Origin of the sequence: Streptomyces sp. BK239 (assembly GCF_004217285.1) — a bacterium.
GTDB lineage: Bacteria > Actinomycetota > Actinomycetes > Streptomycetales > Streptomycetaceae > Streptomyces.
Genome location: NZ_SHKS01000002.1, coordinates 896,797 through 916,045 on the forward strand (window position 1 = coordinate 896,797; position 19,249 = coordinate 916,045).

Genomic DNA, 19,249 nt, shown 5'->3' on the forward strand with positions numbered 1-19,249 from the left:
CCCTCATGGCCGTGAAGGCGTACGACCTCACCGGACGCACCGCATTCGTCACCGGCGCCGCCAGTGGCATCGGCCGGGCCTGTGCCGTGCTGCTCGCCGAGGCCGGCGCGCTCGTCCACGGCGCGGACCGCGACGCCACGGGCCTGCACGAGACGGCGGCCCTCGTCAAGGACCGGGGCGGCATCGCCCGCACCCACCTCCTCGACGTCACCGAGCGCGCCCAGGTCCGGCAGGCGGTCGAGTCCTGCGAGCGCCTGGACGTCATGGCCGCCGTCGCCGGGATCATGCACAGCAGTCCCGTCCTGGACACCCGCGAGGAGGATCTCGACCGGGTGTTCGACGTCAACTTCAAGGGCGTGCTGTACGCCTGTCAGGAAGCCGCTCGCCTGATGATCTCGACCGGCACGAGGGGCAGCATCGTCACCATGGCCTCGGGCGCCGTGGACACCGGCGGCCCCGGGCTCCTGTGCTACGGCGCAGCCAAGGCCGCCGTGGTCCAGCTCACCAAGACCCTGGCGACCGAGGTCGGCCGACACGGCATCCGCGTCAACGCCGTCGCCCCGGGGTGGATCCGCACACCCATGACCGACCGCCATGACCCCGGCGCACAGGAGCGCACGGAGGCGCTCATGTCGCGTATGTCACCGCTGGGCCGGGTCGGCGAACCCGACGAGATCGCCCACGCCGTACTGCACCTGGCCTCGGACGCGTCGTCCTTCACGACGGGCCAGATCCTCCGCCCGAACGGCGGGGTCGCGATGCCCTGGTAGCCGCCCGCACGACGAGCCGCCCCGTACGACGGATGCCCGCAACCGGGGTAGCGAGCGAGACTCCGCGACACCGCCTCCCCTGCCCGCACCCACCTCTCCGCACCCCCCGCCAGGCATCCTTCCACCGCCCCACAGCCACCGCGCCCACCACCCGCCCCTTGGCCGCGCAGTGCACCGGCAGCAGGCTCAGCCCCCACCCGCCGGCGACGACGGCCCCTTCGGCCACTCCCGCGTCCGGGCTGACCGCGAGCCTCAGCACGGCCCACCACCACAGCGCCCCCAGCCCCAGAGCGACCCCGCGCCGGGCTATCACGCAGACTCCGCCCGGCAGGGACGGGAACACTTCACGACGTCGCTCATCGGCACCTCCGGTGGTCAGGCCCGCACAGCCACTCCCCCGTCCAGCCCCTCCACGATGACCGCCGCGCCCGACCCCGGCAAACGGACCCGTCCCCCGCACACCGAACGGTGGACCGCCCCCGGGCATGCAAAAACCCCGACCGCACTCCCCGGGTCGCCCCGGAGCACCCCGGCCGGGGCCTCCACAATGTCGTCGTCCTGTGTCTTGCTCGTCGTGCGCCCCGCCGCCCGGACAGGCAGGTCAGGCGGCGACCACGTCCACCGCTTCGGCGGGCGCCTTGATGGTCACCCGCTCCGGTGGCACACCGGTCACCGACACGGAACCCAGCATCGGGCGGACCGGCGTGGGCACGGACTCGCTGGGGGTGGCGGCGGCAGACTGGGCCAGCTCGGCGAGGGCGAGCTCGTCGCTCACTTCCCGCATGAGCTCGGACATCCGTACGTCCAGCGCGTCGCAGATGGCGGACAGCAGCTCGGAGGAAGCCTCCTTCTGCCCCCGCTCCACCTCGGAGAGATAGCCGAGTGAGACTCGGGCGGACGAGGAGACTTCGCGCAGAGTACGGCCCTGGCGCTGGCGCTGCCGACGCAGCACGTCACCCAGCAGGCGACGGAGCAGAATCATCGGTGGCTCCCTCCTCGGACCGCGTAGCCGCATCCTTCACGCCCCACCGTACCGCCTCGCGCTGCGGCCGTGCGGGGAGCGATGTCGTGTTCACTCAGGGCTGCAAACATCAAAACCCCCCGTTCTGTTCCGTATCCTGTGCCCGCTCGTTCCCGGTCTGTTCGTCCGCAAGCGCCCTCAGAAGCACTGTGAGTACGCTCCGTACACTCTCTCTACGAATTTCCGCACGGCTGCCGTTCAACCGCAGCGCCTCCACTTTTCCGCCAGAGGCAGAACCAGGTCCCGCCCCGAACGGCCCGTCCACCGCCACGAAGACCGTGCCGACGGGCCGGCCGTCCTGGGGGTCGGGGCCGGCCACGCCGGTGGTGGCGATGCCCCAGTCGGCGCCCAGGGCCTTGCGCACCCCGGCCGCCATCTGGGCCGCGACCTGCGGGTCCACGGCTCCGCGGGCGGCCAGGAGGCCGGCGTCGACGCCGAGCAGTTGCTGCTTGAGACCGGTCGCGTAGGCGGTGACCGATCCGCGGAAGGCCCGGGAGGCGCCGGGGACCTCGGTGATCTCCGCCGCGACCAGTCCACCGGTGAGCGATTCGGCCACGGCGAGCGTCTCACCCCTCACGGTGAGTAGTCGCACGACTTCGGCGGCCGGGGAACTCAACGCTGCGTCTCCTCCAGTGCCGCCTTGCGCTCGGCGATGCCCTGCCGGCGCAGCACGACGGCCTGCCGGACGTAGTCGAGGCCGGTCACCACGGTCAGCACGACAGCGGCGCCCATCACCCAGAATCTGAGGGTGGCCAGCCATCCCGTCAGCGCCAGCACGTACATCCCGACGGCCACGCCCTGGGTGAGCGTCTTGAGCTTTCCGCCCCGGCTGGCCGGGATCACGCCGTACCGGATGACGAGGAAACGCATCAGGGTGATGCCGAGTTCCCGCCCGAGGATCACGCCCGTGACCCACCAGGGCAGGTCGCCGAGGGCGGACAGGCAGATCAGGGCCGCCCCCATGATGGCCTTGTCGGCGATGGGATCGGCGATCTTCCCGAAGTCGGTGACGAGGTTGTAGGTCCGCGCCAGGTGCCCGTCGAACAAATCGGTGATCATGGCGATGGCGAAGGCGGCCCAGGCGAGAGACCGCCAGGCCGGGTCGTAGCCGCCGTCGGCGAGCATCAGGGCGACGAAGCCGGGCACCAGGAGCAGCCGGAGCATCGTCAGCATGTTGGCGATGTTCCAGACGCTCGCCTGGTTGACGGCCGCAGCGGCCAGTTTGCCCCCGCGCGCGGGCCGCAGGGTGCCTTGCTCGTCGGGGGCGGCGCCGGTCACGTCGGCGCCGACCTCCGCGGCCGGGCCGTCCGCGCCCATGGCCACGGGAGCGGAGGCGGGCCTCGCGGCCGGCCCCTTCGCCTGCGAGGGGCCTCCTGCCGCCGACGCCGGGACACCCGTCATCTGGCTGCCTCCTCACTACACCCGATCGAGCCCGCGAGCGGCTCGGCCACCAGGTCGACGCCTTCCGTGCCGACCACCTTCGCCTCGACCATACGGCCGACTGCCAGTCCCTCGCCCGACGTGAGCAGCACCTGGCCGTCGGTCTCCGGCGCCTGGTGCTCGCCCCGGCCGTGGACGCCCTCGTCGTCCATCGACTCCACGAGCACGCGCACGGTCTCCCCGACCCGCTCCTCGGCCCGCTGCGAGACGAGTTCCTCGGCGAGCCGGGACACCCGGGCGAGCCGCTCGGCGACGACGTCCTCGTCGAGCTTGTTCTCGTACGTGGCGGCCTCGGTGCCCTCCTCGTCGGAGTAGCCGAAGACGCCGATGGCGTCCAGCCGCGCGTGGTTCAGGAACCGCTCCAGCTCCGCGAGGTCGGCCTCTGACTCGCCGGGGAAGCCGACGATGAAGTTGGAGCGCACACCGGCCTGGGGCGCCTTGGCGCGGATGGTGTCGAGCAGTTCCAGGAAGCGGTCGGTGTCGCCGAAGCGGCGCATCGCGCGCAGCACGCCGGGCGCGGAGTGCTGGAAGGACAGGTCGAAGTACGGGGCGACCTTCGGGGTGGAGGTCAGCACGTCGATCAGGCCGGGCCGCATCTCGGCGGGCTGGAGGTAGCTGACCCGCACCCGCTCGATGCCGTCGACGTCGGCGAGCTCGGGCAGCAGGGACTCCAGCAGGCGGATGTCACCGAGGTCCTTGCCGTAGGAGGTGTTGTTCTCGGAGACCAGCATGATCTCCTTGACGCCCTGCTCGGCCAGCCAGCGCGTCTCGTTCAGCACGTCGCTCGGGCGGCGCGAGATGAAGGAGCCGCGGAAGGACGGGATGGCGCAGAAGGTGCAGCGCCGGTCGCAGCCGGAGGCGAGCTTGACCGAGGCGACGGGGCTGCCGTCGAGACGGCGGCGCAGGGGCGCGCGCGGCCCGGAGACCGGGGCGACGCCCTCGGGCAGGTCGGCCGGTGCGCCGTGCCCCGGCAGGGCGACATCCGGGGCGGACTGCCGCTCGGCCGGGCTGATCGGCAGCAGCTTGCGCCGATCGCGGGGGGTGTGGGCGGCGTGGACGCCGCCGCTCAGGATGGTCTGGAGGCGGTCGGAGATGTCGGCGTAGTCGTCGAATCCGAGCACGCCGTCGGCCTCGGGCAGGGCCTCGGCGAGGTCCTTGCCGTACCGCTCGGCCATGCAGCCCACGGCCACGACGGCCTGGGTTCTGCCGTGCCCCTTGAGGTCGTTGGCCTCCAGCAGGGCGTCGACGGAGTCCTTCTTGGCGGCGTCGACGAAGCCGCAGGTGTTGACGACGGCGACGTCCGCGTCCTCGGCGTCCTCCACGAGTTGCCAGCCGTCCGCCTCCAAACGGCCTGCGAGCTCCTCCGAGTCCACCTCGTTACGGGCGCAGCCAAGGGTGACGAGTGCGACGGTACGGCGTTCAGGCATGGGCTCAAGACTACTTCGTCCGGCTGACAGCCCCGGCCGACGGGGTTGGCGATGTGCGCCGACCCCGTACGCGCGCGTCTCACCGCTCAGCCGGCCTGCGGATCGCCCTTCGTGTACGTGAGCCGCTCCACCGCGCCGGGCTGGAAGTCGTCCTCGATCTTCTTGCCGTTGACGTACAGCTGGATCGCGCCGGCGTCGCCGAGGACCAGGTTGATCTTCTCGCTGTCCTGGAAGGTCTTGGACTGGCCCTTCTTGAGCAGCCCGTCGAACAGCATCCGGCCGTTGTGGTCCTTGGCGTAGATCCAGCTCTTGCCGTCGGTGGCGCTGACCTGGACGGTCACCTTGTCCTGGGGCGCGGCGGCGATGGCGCTGTCGGAGGGGGCGGGCTTGACGGGGGCGGGCTTGTCCGACTTGGTGGTGGGGGTGGCGGGGGCGCTGCTGGACGGGGCGGTGCCGTCGGCGACGTCCTTGATCCCGTCGTCGCCGCCCTTGAACGCGGTGAAGCCGACGAAGCCGATCACCGCGACGATCGCGGCGACCATGGCGGCGGTCCAGTTCGGGCCGCGCCGCTCGGGGCGGATACGTTCCGCCTCGAACAGGGGGGCGGCCGGGGTGGGCGCCGGACGGCCGCCGTACAGGGCGTCGAACTGCTCCATCAGCGGGGCGGGATCCAGGCGCACGGCGCGCGCGAGGCTGCGGATGTGCCCGCGCGCGTAGACGTCACCGCCGCAGGGGGCGAAGTCGTCCGCCTCGATGGCGCGCACGATGGCGATCCGGACCCGGGTGGCGGTGCTGACGTCGTCGACGGTCAGGCCGGCGGCGACGCGCGCCTGTCGCAGGGTTCGGCCGATGGAGGGGCGGGCTTCCTCGGAGACGTCTTCGAACGGACGCTCGTCGTCAGGGGAGTTGCCGATGGACACGGGGGCGCCTTTCGAGCGTGTAGCCGCCTGTGCTGGAGGTTCAGTGTAGGGGGGGTGCGAAAGGGAGGGGCAACCGGGCGGTAGCACTTTGTACGCCATCGGAATGGCCGGACACGCCGATGACGGGCCAGACGTGAACCCCGAGCTCGGAACCCTCGCCTGTCTCGCTCAACTTGACGTACCCCGAAGGGAAACGGTTGCGCGTCGCTCGCTAACGGCTCAGTCACGGACGGCCTCCCTCCCCGCGGGGAAACGCCTACCCTTCAGACTCCCCACGGATCACCGCGAGCACGCCGTCCAACTCGTCGGGTTTCACAAGAACGTCACGTGCTTTCGATCCTTCGCTCGGCCCGACGATGTTGCGCGACTCCATCAGGTCCATCAGCCGGCCGGCCTTGGCGAAGCCGACGCGCAGCTTGCGCTGGAGCATGGACGTCGATCCGAACTGCGTGGACACCACCAGCTCGGCGGCCTGGCACAGCAGGTCCAGGTCGTCGCCGATGTCCTCGTCGATCTCCTTCTTCTGCTTGGAGCCGACGGTGACGTCGTCCCGGAAGACCGGCGCCATCTGGTCCTTGCAGTGCTGCACGACGGCCGCGACCTCGGCCTCGGTGACGAACGCGCCCTGCATACGAGTCGGCTTGCTGGCCCCCATCGGCAGGAACAGCCCGTCGCCCTTGCCGATGAGCTTCTCCGCGCCGGGCTGGTCGAGGATGACCCGCGAGTCGGCGAGCGAGGAGGTGGCGAAGGCGAGCCGGGAGGGCACGTTCGCCTTGATCAGACCGGTGACGACGTCGACGGAGGGCCGCTGGGTGGCGAGCACCAGGTGGATGCCGGCCGCGCGCGCGAGCTGGGTGATCCGCACGATCGCGTCCTCGACGTCGCGCGGGGCGACCATCATCAGGTCCGCGAGCTCGTCGACGATCACCAGCAGGTAGGGGTACGGCTGGAGCTCGCGCTCGCTGCCCTCGGGCGGCTTGACCTTGCCCTCGCGCACCGCGCGGTTGAAGTCGTCGATGTGCCGGAAGCCGTACGCAGCCAGGTCGTCGTACCTGAGGTCCATCTCGCGTACGACCCACTGGAGCGCCTCGGCGGCCCGCTTGGGGTTGGTGATGATCGGCGTGATCAGGTGCGGGATGCCCTCGTAGGCGGTCAGTTCGACCCGCTTGGGGTCGACGAGGATCATCCGGACGTCCTCCGGGGTGGCCCGCATCATGATCGACGTGATCAGGCAGTTGATGCAGGACGACTTGCCGGACCCGGTGGCGCCGGCGACCAGCATGTGCGGCATCTTCGCCAGCGAGTGCATGACGTAGCCGCCTTCGACGTCCTTGCCGAAGGCGACCAGCATCGGGTCGTCGTCCTCCGCGGACTCCGCGAGCCGCAGCACGTCGCCGAGGTTGACCATCTCGCGGTCGGTGTTGGGGATCTCGATGCCGACGGCGGACTTGCCGGGGATCGGCGAGATGATCCGCACGTCGGGGCTGGCGACGGCGTACGCGATGTTCTTCGTCAGCGCGGTGATCCGCTCGACCTTGACGGCGGGGCCGAGCTCGACCTCGTAGCGCGTGACCGTCGGGCCGCGGGTGAAGCCGGTGACGGCCGCGTCGACCTTGAACTCGGTGAACACGGTCGTCAACGCGGCCACTATGGCGTCGTTGGCCGCGCTGCGCGCCTTGCCTGGCCCCCCGCGGGTGAGGAGGTCGAGCGCGGGAAGGGCGTAGGTGATGTCCCCGGACAGCTGGAGCTGCTCGGCGCGCGAAGGCAGGTCGCGCGGCGGTTCGGGAGCCGCCTTGGTCAGGTCGGGGACCGGCCCCGACGTTTCCTTGCCGCTCCGCCCGGTGCGCGCGACCGGCGCGGCGGGCGGGGGGACGGGCGTCGGCGTGGTGGGTTCGCGCTCGCTCGTCCGCACGCCCTGCGTGAGGTCGGCGACGGTCCGGGAGGGCGGCATGCCGTGCAGGACGGCGCCGTCGAGGTCGGCCGCCGCGGCCGCGGCGATGTCCACGGCGTCGAGCTGCCGGTCCATCGCCGGCTGCGGCACCGCCGAACGCCGGGGGCGGCCCCGCCGCCGGCCGAGCGCCTCCTCCTCGGCTGCGTCGGCGTCGTACGCCTGCGGGGCGCCCGCGCGACCGCGGGAGCGCGCGGGAAGCGCCTCGCGCCACTGGTCGTCGTAGCGCTCGTCGTCCGTGAGGTCGCCGTACTCGTCGTAGCCTGCGGGGTCGTGCAGCACGCCCAGGCGCACGCCGAGCTGCCGCAGCCGCTGCGGGATGGCGTTGACGGGCGTGGCGGTGACGACCAGCAGCCCGAAGACGGTGAGCAGCACGAGCAGCGGTACGGCGAGTACGTCGCCCATGGCGTACGTCAGCGGGGTGGCCGCACCCCAGCCGATGAGGCCGCCGGAGTCCCTTATGGCCTGCATGCCGTCGCTGCGGGCGGGCGCGCCGCACGCGATGTGGACCTGGCCGAGCACGCCGATGACCAGCGCGGACAGGCCGATGACGATGCGGCCGTTGGCCTCGGGCTGCTCCGGGTGCCGGATGAGACGGACCGCGATGACCGCGAACAGGATCGGCGCGAGCAGGTCCAGACGCCCGAAGGAGCCCGTCACCAGGATCTCGACGAGGTCGCCGACCGGGCCGCGCAGATCCGCCCAGGTGCCCGCGGCGACGATCAGCGCGACGCCGAGCAGCAGCAGGGCGACGCCGTCCTTGCGGTGGGCGGGGTCGAGGTTCCTGGCGCCGGTCCCTATCCCGCGGAACACCGCGCCCACGGCGTGCGCCAGGCCCAGCCACAGGGCGCGCACCAGCCGGTACACGCCCCCCGTGGGACTGGGCGCCGGCTTGGGCGCCGGCTTCTTCGCCACGGCCTTCCTGACGGGCGCCTTCTTCGCGGGCGCCCGCTTGGCCGGAGGCTTCTTCGCGGCGGCCTTCTTCGCCGGAGCCTTAGCGGGAGCGGCCGCCTTCCTGGCGGGCTGCTTCTTGGCTGCGGAGGGACGTGAGGCCATGGTGTGAGATTACCGGTGGAGACGGAAGGCGACACGTGTGGCCACCGCTTCACCCGTTCGTGTCGCCCCGGCGAAGGCGGGAAACTGACGCCCGCTCACGCGCAACTCCCGGCGCGGCACGCGTCAGTTCCGGTCAGCTCTGCGACGGCACCGACGCCGTGCCGCTGCCCGTGCCCGGCTCCAGCGCGTCCAGCGCCCGGCGCAGACCGGTGAGTTTGCGCTCCAGGTGCGCCGCCGTGGCCACCGCCGCCGCGTCCGCCGACTCGTCGTCGAGCTGCTTGGACAGCGCCTCGGCCTGCTCCTCGACCGCCGCGAGCCGCGCGGACAGCTCGGCGAGCAGCCCCGCCGACTCCTTGCCGCCCACGGCCGGCTTGCCACCGCCCTCCAACTGGAGCCGCAGCAGCGCCGCCTGCTCCCGCAGCTGGCAGTTCTTCATGTACAGCTCGACGAACACGGACACCTTCGCCCGCAGCACCCACGGGTCGAACGGCTTGGAGATGTAGTCCACCGCGCCCGCCGCGTACCCGCGGAAGGTGTGATGGGGACCGTGGTTGATCGCCGTGAGGAAGATGATCGGGATGTCCCGCGTCCGCTCCCGGCGTTTGATGTGCGCGGCCGTCTCGAAACCGTCCATTCCCGGCATCTGCACGTCCAGCAGAATGACCGCGAAGTCGTCCGTCAGCAGTGCTTTGAGCGCCTCTTCCCCGGACGATGCCCGCACCAGCGTCTGATCGAGCGCCGAGAGGATCGCCTCCAGCGCCAGCAGATTCTCCGGCCGGTCATCGACCAGGAGGATCTTGGCCTTCTGCACCATGGCCCGCCCTCCTCGCCCCGGCAGTGCACCGGGCGCCGCCCCTGGGGACGACTCCTTTGCGCCGCCCTTCCTTGTGCCGGTCATGGTAGCTGCACCCCGACCGTCGCCACACCCTGTCACCGTGATGTCACTCAGCACGTAGCAGGAACGCGGCACGAGACCAGAAGGTTCCCCGAATCCCGCCCCGCTACACGACTTCGGACACCCTGAGTCAGCAACTTCTCGCGCCGCCGCATGGTTCCCGTCACTCCTCCCGCATCCACTGCTCCATCACCGACAGCAGGTGATCGGGATCGACCGGCTTGGTGACGTAGTCCGAGGCGCCCGACTCGATCGCCTTCTCCCGGTCGCCCTTCATCGCCTTCGCGGTCAGCGCGACGATCGGCAGCCCGGAGAACTGCGGCATCCGCCGGATCGCCGTGGTCGTCGCGTACCCGTCCATCTCCGGCATCATGATGTCCATCAGCACGACCGCCACATCGTCGTGCTGTTCCAGCACCTCGATGCCCTCACGGCCGTTCTCCGCGTACAGCACCGACAGACCGTGCTGCTCCAGCACACTGGTCAACGCGAACACGTTGCGGATGTCGTCGTCGACGATCAGCACCTTCTCACCGCCGAACCGGATGCCCCGGTGCGTGTGCCGTGTCGCCTCCTGCCCCACGGGCGCCCACTGCTCGGGCCGTCCGACCTGCGGCTCGCCGCCCGCCACCGTCCGGCGCCGGCGCCGGAACAGCGCCGCCGCCCCGTTCTGCGTCTCCTGGTACGACTTCACCTCCGCCGGCGTCTCGACCTCAGCGTCGGACAGCTCCGCGGGCTCCGCAGGCCGGTTCTCCGACGCCACCAGGTCGCCCGCCTCCAGCGCGGGCACCACCTGCTGGTAGCCCTGCGGCGGCAACTCGCTCGGGTGCAGCGGCAGGTACAGCGTGAACGTCGACCCACGGCCGGGCTCACTCTGCGCGTAGATCTCGCCGCCGAGCAGCTGCGCGATCTCCCGCGAGATGGACAGCCCCAGACCCGTACCGCCGTACTTGCGGCTGGTCGTGCCGTCCGCCTGCTTGAACGCCTCGAAGATCACCCGCATCTTGCCGCCGGCGATCCCGATGCCGGTGTCCGTCACCGAGAACGCGATCAGCGGCGCGTCCGCGTCGGTCAGCGACCCCGCCTCCAGCAACTGCTCCCGGATCGCCACCGGAACATCCCCGCCGGCCGGCCGGATGACCAGCTCCACCGACCCGGAGTCGGTGAACTTCACCGCGTTCGACAACAGGTTGCGCAGCACCTGCAACAGCCGCTGCTCGTCCGTGTGCAGCGTCGCCGGCAGCTCCGGCGACACCCGCACCGACAGGTCCAGGCCCTTCTCCGCCGTCAGCGGACGGAAGGTCGCCTCCACGTAGTCGACGAGCTGGACCAGCGCGATCCGCGTCGGGGAGACGTCCATCTTGCCCGCCTCCACCTTCGACAGGTCGAGGATGTCGTTGATCAGCTGCAGCAGGTCCGAGCCCGCCCCGTGGATCGTCTCGGCGAACTCGACCTGCTTCGGCGTCAGGTTGGTGTCCGCGTTGTCCGCGAGCAGCTTGGCCAGGATCAGCAGCGAGTTGAGCGGCGTGCGCAGCTCGTGCGACATGTTGGCGAGGAACTCGCTCTTGTAGCGCATCGACACCGCGAGCTGCTCGGCGCGCTCCTCCAGGACCTGACGCGCCTCCTCGATCTCGGTGTTCTTCACCTCGATGTCCCGGTTCTGCCGGGCCAGCAGCTCGGCCTTCTCCTCCAGTTCGGCGTTGGACGCCTGGAGGGCCTTCTGCCGCTGCTCCAACTCCGCCGAGCGCTCACGAAGTTGCTCGGTCAGCTCCTGCGACTGCTTCAGCAGCTGCTCCGTCTTGGTGTTGACGGAGATGGTGTTGACGCTGGTCGCGATCATCTCGGCGAGCTGGTTGAGGAAGTCCTTCTGGATCTGCGTGAACGGCGTGAACGACGCCAGCTCGATCACACCGAGCACCTGGCCCTCGAACAGCACCGGAAGCACGATCACCTGCGCGGGCGGCGCCTCGCCGAGCCCGGAGGAGATCTTCAGATAGCCGCTCGGGGCGTTCTCGACGAGAATCGTCCGCTTCTCCTCGGCGGCCGTCCCCACCAGCGCCTCACCCGGCCGGAACGAACTCGGCATGGAGCCCATCGAGTACCCGTACGACCCCAGCATCCGCAGCTCGTACTGGTCGCCGCCGCCGTCGCCCGACGGCATCGCCAGGAAGAACGCGCCGTGCTGCGCGGCCACCAGCGGCGGCAGCTCACTCATGATCAGCGAAGCCACGTCCTCCAGATCGCGCCGCCCCTGCATCAGGGCCGACACGCGCGCGAGGTTGCCCTTGAGCCAGTCCTGCTCCTTGTTGGCGATCGTGGTGTCACGCAGGTTGGCGATCATCTTGTTGATGTAGTCCTGAAGCTCCTGGATCTCCCCGGACGCGTCCACGTCGATCTTCAGGTTCAGGTCACCACGGGTCACCGCGGTCGCCACGCGCGCGATGGCACGCACCTGCCGGGTCAGGTTCCCGGCCATCTCGTTCACCGACTCGGTGAGGTCGCGCCACGTCCCGTCGACGTCCCGCACGCGTGCCTGACCGCCGAGCTGCCCCTCGGTGCCCACCTCGCGGGCCACCCTCGTGACCTCCTCCGCGAAGGACGACAGCTGGTCGACCATCGTGTTGATGGTCGTCTTCAGCTCGAGGATCTCCCCGCGCGCGTCGATGTCGATCTTCTTCGTCAGGTCGCCCTTGGCGATGGCCGTCGTCACCATCGCGATGTTGCGCACCTGACCCGTCAGGTTGGACGCCATCCCGTTCACCGAGTCGGTGAGGTCCTTCCACGTGCCCGCCACACCCGGCACGTGCGCCTGACCGCCCAGGATGCCGTCCGTGCCCACCTCACGGGCCACCTTGGTGACCTGCTCGGCGAACGAACTCAGCGTCTTCACCATCGTGTTGAAGGTGTCGGCGAGCTGCTGCACCTCACCGCGCGCCTCGATCGTCACCGTCCGCGTCAGATCGCCGTTGGCGACGGCCGCCGCGACCTGGGAGATGTTGCGCACCTGCATGGTCAGGTTCTTCGCCATCAGGTTGACGTTGTCGCTCAGGTCCTTCCAGATGCCCACCACGCCGGGCACATGCGCCTGACCGCCCAGGATGCCCTCGGTGCCCACCTCACGGGCCACCCGCGTCACCTGCTCGGCGAACGACGACAGCTGGTCCACCATCGTGTTGACGGTCGTCACCAGCTCGAGGATCTCGCCCTTGGCGTCGACAGTGATCTTCTTCGACAGGTCGCCCTTGGCGACCGCCGTGGTGACCTCGGCGATGTTGCGCACCTGGATCGTCAGGTTGTTCGCCATGAAGTTCACCGACTGCGTGAGGTCCTTCCAGGTGCCGGAGACACCCTGCACCTCGGCCTGACCGCCGAGGATGCCCTCCGTGCCCACCTCACGGGCCACCCGCGTGACCTCCTCGGCGAACGACGACAGCTGGTCCACCATCGTGTTCAGCGTGTTCTTCAGCTCCAGGATCTCCCCGCGCGCGTCCACGGTGATCTTCTGGGAGAGGTCACCCCGGGCCACCGCCGTGGCCACCTGGGCGATGTTGCGCACCTGACCGGTCAGGTTGGACGCCATGCCGTTCACGGAGTCCGTCAGGTCACGCCACACCCCGGCCACACCGGGGACCTGCGCCTGACCGCCGAGGCGGCCCTCCGTGCCCACCTCGCGCGCCACCCGGGTCACCTGGTCGGCGAAGGCCGACAGCTGGTCCACCATCGTGTTGATGGTGTTCTTCAGCTCCAGGATCTCCCCGCGCGCGTCCACGTCGATCTTCTGCGACAGGTCACCGCGGGCCACCGCCGTCGTCACCTGAGCGATCTGCCGCACCTGGGAGGTGAGGTTGCCGGCCATGAAGTTGACGGAGTCCGTGAGCTCCTTCCACGTCCCCGACACCCCGTCCACGCGGGCCTGACCGCCGAGCCGCCCCTCCGTGCCCACGTCCCGGGCCATCCGCGTCACCTGGTCGGCGAACGACGACAACTGGTCCACCATCGTGTTCACGGTGTTCTTCAGCTGAGCCATCTCACCGGACACGTCCACGGTGACCTTCTGCGACAGGTCGCCGTTGGCCACCGCCGTCGTCACCTGGGCGATGTTCCTCACCTGCCCGGTGAGGTTGCGGAACGCCGTGTTGACGGAGTCCGTCAGGTCCTTCCACGTCCCCGCCGCACCCGACACCTGCGCCTGGCCGCCCAGCTCGCCCTCGACACCGATCTCCCGCGCCACGCGCGTCACCTCGGCGCCGAACGCGGACAGCTGGTCCACCATCCCGTTGACGGTGTTCTTCAGCTCCAGCATCTCGCCGGCCACGTCCACGGTGACCTTCTGCGACAGGTCGCCGTTGGCCACCGCCGTCGTCACCGCGGCGATGTCCCTCACCTGTGTGGTCAGATTCCGGAACACCGTGTTGACGGAGTCCGTCAGGTCCTTCCACGTCCCCGCAGCGCCCGGCACGTTCGCCTGCCCGCCGAGCCGCCCCTCGGCCCCCACCTCGTTGGCCACTCGCGTGACCTCGTCCGCGAACGTCCGCAGCGTCTCCGTCATCTGGTTGATCGTGTCGGCGAGCTGCGCGACCTCGCCACGCGCCGACACCGTCACCTTCTGCGACAGGTCGCCGTTCGCGACCGCCGTCGTCACCTCGGCGATCCCCCGCACCTGAGCCGTGAGGTTGCCGGCCATGGTGTTCACGGAATCCGTCAGTTCTTTCCACACACCGTCGACGCCGGACACCTGCGCCTGACCGCCCAGGATGCCCTCGGTGCCCACCTCACGGGCCACCCGCGTCACCTCGGACGAGAAAGCCGACAGCTGGTCGACCATCGTGTTGACGGTCTTCTTCAGCTCCAGCATCTCGCCTTCGACGTGCACGGTGACCTTGCGTGACAGATCGCCCTTGGCCACCGCCGTCGTCACCAGCGCGATGTCCCGCACCTGCGCCGTCAACCGCTCCGCCATCGTGTTGACGGACTCCGTGAGGTCCTTCCACGAACCGGACATACCGCGCACCTGGGCCTGACCGCCCAGCTTGCCCTCGGTGCCCACCTCGCTGGCCACACGGGTGACCTCGTCGGTGAACGTCGACAACTGGTCCACCAGGTTGTTGACGGTCCGCCCGACCTTCAGGAACTCACCCCGCAACGGATGCCCGGCGCCCTCCGAGGTGTGCGCCCGCAGCTCCATACGCGGCGACAGATCACCCTCGGCCACCGCCGACAGCACCCGCCCGACCTCCGAGACAGGCCGCACCAGGTCGTCCACCAGCGCGTTCGAGTTGTCGATGGCCGTCGCCCAGGACCCCTCGGAGGCGCCCGTCTCCAGCCGCTCCGTGAGCTTCCCCTCACGTCCCACCACGCGCCGCACCCGCGCCAGCTCACCCGTGAGGTGGAGATTGCGGTCGGCCACCTCGTTGAAGACCGCCGCGATCTCCGACATCACGCCGTCCCCGGACACCGTGAGCCGCTTGCGGAAGTTCCCGTCCCGCATGGACACCAACGCCCCCAGCAACCTGTGCAGGGCCGCCGTGTCCACCTCGGTGGTACCCGTCCGCGGTGTGCGCGGCCTGTTCAGGGACTGTCCGCCTTTCGCGCGCGCTTTCGTGCCCCGCGTCGCTGCGCCAGACTCCACTTGTCCCTCCCGCAGGGATCGACCGTCTTACTGCCCGATGTAACCAGGCAGGCCCGAGGGGGCTGCTGCCCGCCGTACACACAAGACACCCAGTCTGCCCGGACCTTCACAAGAAGCTTGCCCAGTGTTTCACCCTCACCGAACCAGGCCATAACAGTTCGGCAGCTTCGCACACGGTCCGCACACGCCGGAGGCGGAAACACCGGCGACCGGCATCCGTACGGACGGGGAAGGTAAGTAACCTTGCATGCGGCTGTCCAGCCGCACCGGTCCGTCCGGTCTGGGCGGTGGCACGAGATCGAGCGGGCATCGGAGGGGCGGCCGCACACATGACCACCGGACTGATCCCGGGGGCGCAGCCCCCGGACCCCCGGCCGACGGGCACGCTGCCGCAGCAGCGGCACGAGCCGGACACCCGGGCAGCCCTGCACGTCGACAACCGGCCGAGGAGTTCTGTGATCACCGCGCGCGCGGCCGCCAGTTTCGAGCCCGTCGGGCGATCCGTCGCCACCGCCCGCTCGTTCGTCCGCGACACGCTCCAGGGCTGGGGATTCGCCGACATCGTCGACGACGCGGTGGTCCTCACCAGCGAACTGGTGACCAACGCCGTCGTCCACGCGGGCACCCACGCCGACGTCCTGTGCCTGCGCACCGAGGACGGCATCCGCGTGGAGGTCTCCGACCGCTATCCCGAGCGCGAGATCCCCCTCCAGGGCTCCCCCGCCACCATGGGCAGCCCCGACCGCGAAGGCGGCCGAGGCCTCCAGCTGTGCGCGGCGATCGCCGGCCGCTGGGGCGTCGACTACACACCGACCCACAAGCAGGTCTGGTTCCAGCTCGATCTTCCCGACCGCCCCGTGGGCACCCGGGCCGCAGGCCCCTGCCTCCCCTCCGAACTCCTCCCCCTCACCGACAGCCGGGTCCGCGTCGCCGTCGTCCAGATCGACCGCACAGGCGCCATCTCCGCCTGGAACGAGGACGCGGAGGAACTCTTCGGCTACCCCGCCGACCAGGTCACCGGCAAACCCCTCACCGACCTCGCCGCCTGGCCCCACACCCCCGGAACCAGCACCGGCATCGTCGAGGCGCTGCAACTCTCCCGCTGGGAGGGCAGCTACGGCATCCGCGCCGCCGACGGCCGCGTCATCCCCGTCTACGCCTCGCACCTGCGCGTCCGCGACACCGAGGGCGACCCCTCCACCGTCTGCCTCCTCGTCCGCGACCACGAACGCGCGGTGCTGCAGACCCCGTTGCGCCTCCCCGCCTCCGACGCGACGTCCAACGCCGACGGGTCGAGCTCCGACCCCTTCGAGGTGTTCATCGGCTCCCCGGCCCCGGACGACCTCGACGGCCTCCTCCAGCGCACGGTCGAACGCGCCCGCGACATGCTCGACGGCGACTCCGCCTTCCTCCTGCTCGCCACCGACGACGAGACGGAGTTGGAGGTCCGCGCCTCCACCGGCCTGCCCTCCGCCCGCCAGCGCTTCGCGCGCGTGCCCGTCGAAGCGGGCCCCGGCCGCTACGGCTCCGCCCGCATGCCGGCCGTCCACGAGGACCTCCTCTCCGTCCCCGGAGCCGTGCCCCTGCTCAGCGGCACGGGCATGCGCTCGGTGGTCACGGTCCCGCTGAAGGTCGAGGGCCGCCTCACCGGCTCCCTCGGCGTCGCCGCCGAAGGCCCCGGCAGATACTCCAACGAGGAGGCCCTGCGGCTGCAGTTCGCCGCGGACCGTATCGCGCTGGCCGTCGAGTCGGCCCGCCTCGGCGAACTGGAACGCCTGCGCCGGGGCTCGCTCAGCTTCCTCGTCGAGGCCTCCGACCTCCTGGCCGGCACCCTCGACCGCGACCAGACCCTCGCCCTGATGGCCCAGATGACGGTCCCGACCCTGGCCACCTGGTGCGCCGTCTACACGATCGCCGACCAGGCCTCCGACCCCTACCTGTCCTACGTCCTGCACGAGGACGAGGAACTCATCGACGGCATCAAGTCGTTGCTCTCGAAGGTCTCCCCGCCGGATCCCGTCCCCACCCCGGGCGCCCGGGTCTGGTCCGCCCCCGGCGAGGCCGCGCACGAGGCGGCGCTGCGCAGCTCCATGCGCAGCCTCGGCCTGTCCGGCGGCCCGGCCCACCAGCAGGTCACGTCGGGCATCGGCCCCACGCTGGCCACGGCTTCTGCGGTCGGCGGCGAGACCGTCGTCCTCCCTCTCGTCGCCCGCAACCGCGTCATCGGCATGCTCACCCTCGGCAAGCCCACCGACGAGCACTTCCGCCAGGAAATCCTCGAACTGGCGGAGGACCTGAGCCGCCGCGCCGCCCTCGCCCTCGACAACGCCCGCCTCTACTCCGAGCGCACCGCCATCAGCCAGGCCCTCCAGCGCAGCCTGCTCCCCCCGGAACTCCCGGAGATCGACGGCGTCGAGGTGGAGGTCATCTACCGCGCGGCCGGCGAGGGCAACGAGGTCGGCGGCGACTTCTACGACCTCTTCCCGATCAGCGACGGCGCGTACGGCTTCGCGATCGGCGACGTCTGCGGCACCGGCCCCAACGCGGCGGCGGTGACCGGTCTGGCCCGCCACGCCCTGCGCCTGCTGGCCCGGGAGGGTCTCAGCGGCCCGGCGGTCCTGGAGCGCCTGAACTCGGCGATCCTCGACGAGGGGGCCCGCAGCCGCTTCCTCACCCTCCTCTACGGCGAGATGCGCCCGCAGGACGACGGCAGCGCCGAGCTGAAGGTGGTCTGCGCCGGCCATCCCCTCCCCCTGCGTCTGCGCCAGGACGGCACTGTCGAGCCGGCCGCCGAACCGCAGCCTCTGCTCGGCGTCATGGAGGACCTGGAGCTCTACGAGCAGACGGTGACCCTCGATCCGGGCGATGTCCTGCTCTGTGTCACGGACGGCGTCACCGAGCGCCGCGAGGGCACGCGCATGCTGGGTGACGACGGCCTCGCCGACGTTCTCACCACCTGCACGGGCCTGACCGCCGGCGCGGTCGCGGCCCGCATCATGCGCGCGGTGGAGCGCTTCGCTTCGGACGCCCCGTCCGACGACATGGCGATTCTCGCGATGCGCGTGGCCTGAGAAAAGGCACGCAGAACAAGAAGAAGGCCCCCGCCCTAAAGGGCGGAGGCCTTCTTTTGTGGAGCCCCCTAACGGAATCGAACCGTTGACCTTCTCCTTACCATGGAGACGCTCTGCCGACTGAGCTAAGGGGGCTGGTCACTTTTCGAGGTTTCCCTCGCGGCAACAGAACAGATCGTACCCCGAACTTGCCGGTGTTCCCAAACTCGTTCAGAAGGCGGGTTGAAGCAGTCCGCCGAGCGCGTTGCAGGCGGACACCACGCGTTGCATGTCCCTTCTGGTGAGCGAGGCGTCAACGGGCAGAGAGAGGGTCTCGTCGGCGGCCGACTCGGTCTGAGGCAGTGTGACGCAGCGCCGGAACTCGGGCAGTCGGTGCAGGGGAGTCTTCACCGGCACACGGCAGTCCACTCCCCGTGCCCGCAGGGCCCTGGCGAACGCGTCCCGGTCGGGCCGGCCGTTGCCCGGCACCCGCACCACGTACTGCTGGTAGGCGTGCCCGTCCGCGTGGTCCGGCGTCCGCACTCCCCGCAGCCGTGCGTCGAGGTAGGCGGCCCGCTCCCTGCGCTGCGCCACCTCGTCGTACGACGTCTCGGTCTCTCCTCTTTCGAGCACCAACAGCTCGTGTCTGCGCCCCAGTTCGTGCAACCGCACGAGTTCGGCCGGCCGACCGAAGCGGTGCACGACGACGACGGCCGTGGTCCGCGCGGTCATGACCGCTTCGACGGCGGCCGGGTCCAGGCAGTACGTCCTGGGGTCGATGTCCGCGAAGACGGGCAGCGCACCCGCCCGGGTCACCGCTTCGGCTATGTCGACGTTCCCGAAGGCCGGCACGATGACCTCGTCACCGACTCCGACGCCCGCGGCCCTGAGGAGTGCAGCAGTTCCCATGTGCTGGATGCTGGACGCGCAGCGTGAACGTCAAGTGACGGAAAACAAAAAAGGGTTGGGCCCTGAACCGAAGTTCAGGGCCCAACCCTTTGAATGATTGTTCGGCGGCGTCCTACTCTCCCACAGGGTCCCCCCTGCAGTACCATCGGCGCTGTGAGGCTTAGCTTCCGGGTTCGGAATGTAA

The 19,249-nt window shown here is 70.4% G+C and carries 11 protein-coding genes, 1 tRNA gene, 1 rRNA gene and 1 pseudogene; 2 read left to right on the forward strand and 12 right to left on the reverse strand.

What is annotated here, in order from left to right:
- Positions 1-5 precede the first annotated feature (5 nt).
- Positions 6-770 (forward strand): SDR family NAD(P)-dependent oxidoreductase, encoded by a 765-nt coding sequence (locus EV567_RS09825; protein ID WP_130438264.1) that lies wholly within the window; start codon positions 6-8, stop codon positions 768-770.
- 97 nt (positions 771-867) lie between these two features.
- Here EV567_RS09825 and EV567_RS28590 read toward each other — a convergent pair.
- The 9 genes and pseudogenes from EV567_RS28590 to EV567_RS09870 all read right to left on the reverse strand — a co-directional run.
- A pseudogene (locus EV567_RS28590) lies at positions 868-1,080 on the reverse strand (hypothetical protein); the annotation flags it as partial.
- Between the two features lie 291 nt (positions 1,081-1,371).
- Complete coding sequence (locus EV567_RS09835) at positions 1,372-1,752, reverse strand: helix-turn-helix domain-containing protein (RefSeq protein WP_030825954.1); 381 nt, start codon at positions 1,750-1,752, stop codon at positions 1,372-1,374.
- Positions 1,753-1,861: 109 nt separating this feature from the next.
- Positions 1,862-2,407, reverse strand: coding sequence for a CinA family protein (locus tag EV567_RS09840; protein ID WP_130438266.1), 546 nt, complete (start codon positions 2,405-2,407; stop codon positions 1,862-1,864).
- Positions 2,404-3,192, reverse strand: a complete 789-nt coding sequence (gene pgsA, locus EV567_RS09845; protein WP_130438267.1) for a CDP-diacylglycerol--glycerol-3-phosphate 3-phosphatidyltransferase — start codon at positions 3,190-3,192, stop codon at positions 2,404-2,406. The genes EV567_RS09840 and pgsA overlap by 4 nt, the downstream gene beginning before the upstream one ends.
- Positions 3,189-4,658 (reverse strand): 30S ribosomal protein S12 methylthiotransferase RimO, encoded by a 1,470-nt coding sequence (gene rimO, locus EV567_RS09850; protein WP_130438268.1) that lies wholly within the window; start codon positions 4,656-4,658, stop codon positions 3,189-3,191. The genes pgsA and rimO overlap by 4 nt, the downstream gene beginning before the upstream one ends.
- Positions 4,659-4,744: 86 nt before the next feature.
- Positions 4,745-5,578, reverse strand: coding sequence for a helix-turn-helix domain-containing protein (locus tag EV567_RS09855; protein ID WP_130438269.1), 834 nt, complete (start codon positions 5,576-5,578; stop codon positions 4,745-4,747).
- Positions 5,579-5,834: 256 nt separating this feature from the next.
- Positions 5,835-8,582: a DNA translocase FtsK gene (locus tag EV567_RS09860; protein ID WP_130438270.1), complete on the reverse strand. Its 2,748-nt coding sequence runs from the start codon at positions 8,580-8,582 to the stop codon at positions 5,835-5,837.
- Between the two features lie 133 nt (positions 8,583-8,715).
- Positions 8,716-9,396: a two-component system response regulator gene (locus EV567_RS09865; protein ID WP_130438271.1), complete on the reverse strand. Its 681-nt coding sequence runs from the start codon at positions 9,394-9,396 to the stop codon at positions 8,716-8,718.
- 244 nt (positions 9,397-9,640) lie between these two features.
- Positions 9,641-15,106 carry a HAMP domain-containing protein gene (locus EV567_RS09870; protein WP_130438272.1) on the reverse strand — a complete coding sequence of 1,822 codons (5,466 nt, stop codon included), beginning with the start codon at positions 15,104-15,106 and terminating at the stop codon, positions 9,641-9,643.
- A gap of 329 nt (positions 15,107-15,435) precedes the next feature.
- Between EV567_RS09870 and EV567_RS09880 the strand changes: the two genes are divergently transcribed.
- Positions 15,436-18,177, forward strand: coding sequence for a SpoIIE family protein phosphatase (locus EV567_RS09880; RefSeq protein WP_130438273.1), 2,742 nt, complete (start codon positions 15,436-15,438; stop codon positions 18,175-18,177).
- A gap of 59 nt (positions 18,178-18,236) precedes the next feature.
- Here the strand turns inward: EV567_RS09880 and EV567_RS09885 are convergent.
- From EV567_RS09885 to rrf, 3 genes are all read right to left on the reverse strand, one after another.
- A tRNA-Thr gene (locus EV567_RS09885) sits at positions 18,237-18,312 on the reverse strand.
- A 75-nt stretch (positions 18,313-18,387) separates the two neighbouring features.
- Positions 18,388-19,065: a DegT/DnrJ/EryC1/StrS aminotransferase family protein gene (locus EV567_RS09890; protein ID WP_130438274.1), complete on the reverse strand. Its 678-nt coding sequence runs from the start codon at positions 19,063-19,065 to the stop codon at positions 18,388-18,390.
- Between the two features lie 99 nt (positions 19,066-19,164).
- Positions 19,165-19,249 (reverse strand): 5S ribosomal RNA (gene rrf / locus EV567_RS09895); the annotation flags it as partial.

Coding starts and splice junctions, on each gene's coding strand:
- EV567_RS09825 (WP_130438264.1), top strand. CDS start 6: ATGGCCGTGAAGGCGTACGACCTCACCGGACGCACCGCATTCGTCACC.
- EV567_RS09835 (WP_030825954.1), bottom strand. CDS start 1,752: ATGATTCTGCTCCGTCGCCTGCTGGGTGACGTGCTGCGTCGGCAGCGC.
- pgsA (WP_130438267.1), bottom strand. CDS start 3,192: ATGACGGGTGTCCCGGCGTCGGCGGCAGGAGGCCCCTCGCAGGCGAAG.
- rimO (WP_130438268.1), bottom strand. CDS start 4,658: ATGCCTGAACGCCGTACCGTCGCACTCGTCACCCTTGGCTGCGCCCGT.
- EV567_RS09860 (WP_130438270.1), bottom strand. CDS start 8,582: ATGGCCTCACGTCCCTCCGCAGCCAAGAAGCAGCCCGCCAGGAAGGCG.
- EV567_RS09865 (WP_130438271.1), bottom strand. CDS start 9,396: ATGGTGCAGAAGGCCAAGATCCTCCTGGTCGATGACCGGCCGGAGAAT.
- EV567_RS09880 (WP_130438273.1), top strand. CDS start 15,436: ATGACCACCGGACTGATCCCGGGGGCGCAGCCCCCGGACCCCCGGCCG.
- EV567_RS09890 (WP_130438274.1), bottom strand. CDS start 19,065: ATGGGAACTGCTGCACTCCTCAGGGCCGCGGGCGTCGGAGTCGGTGAC.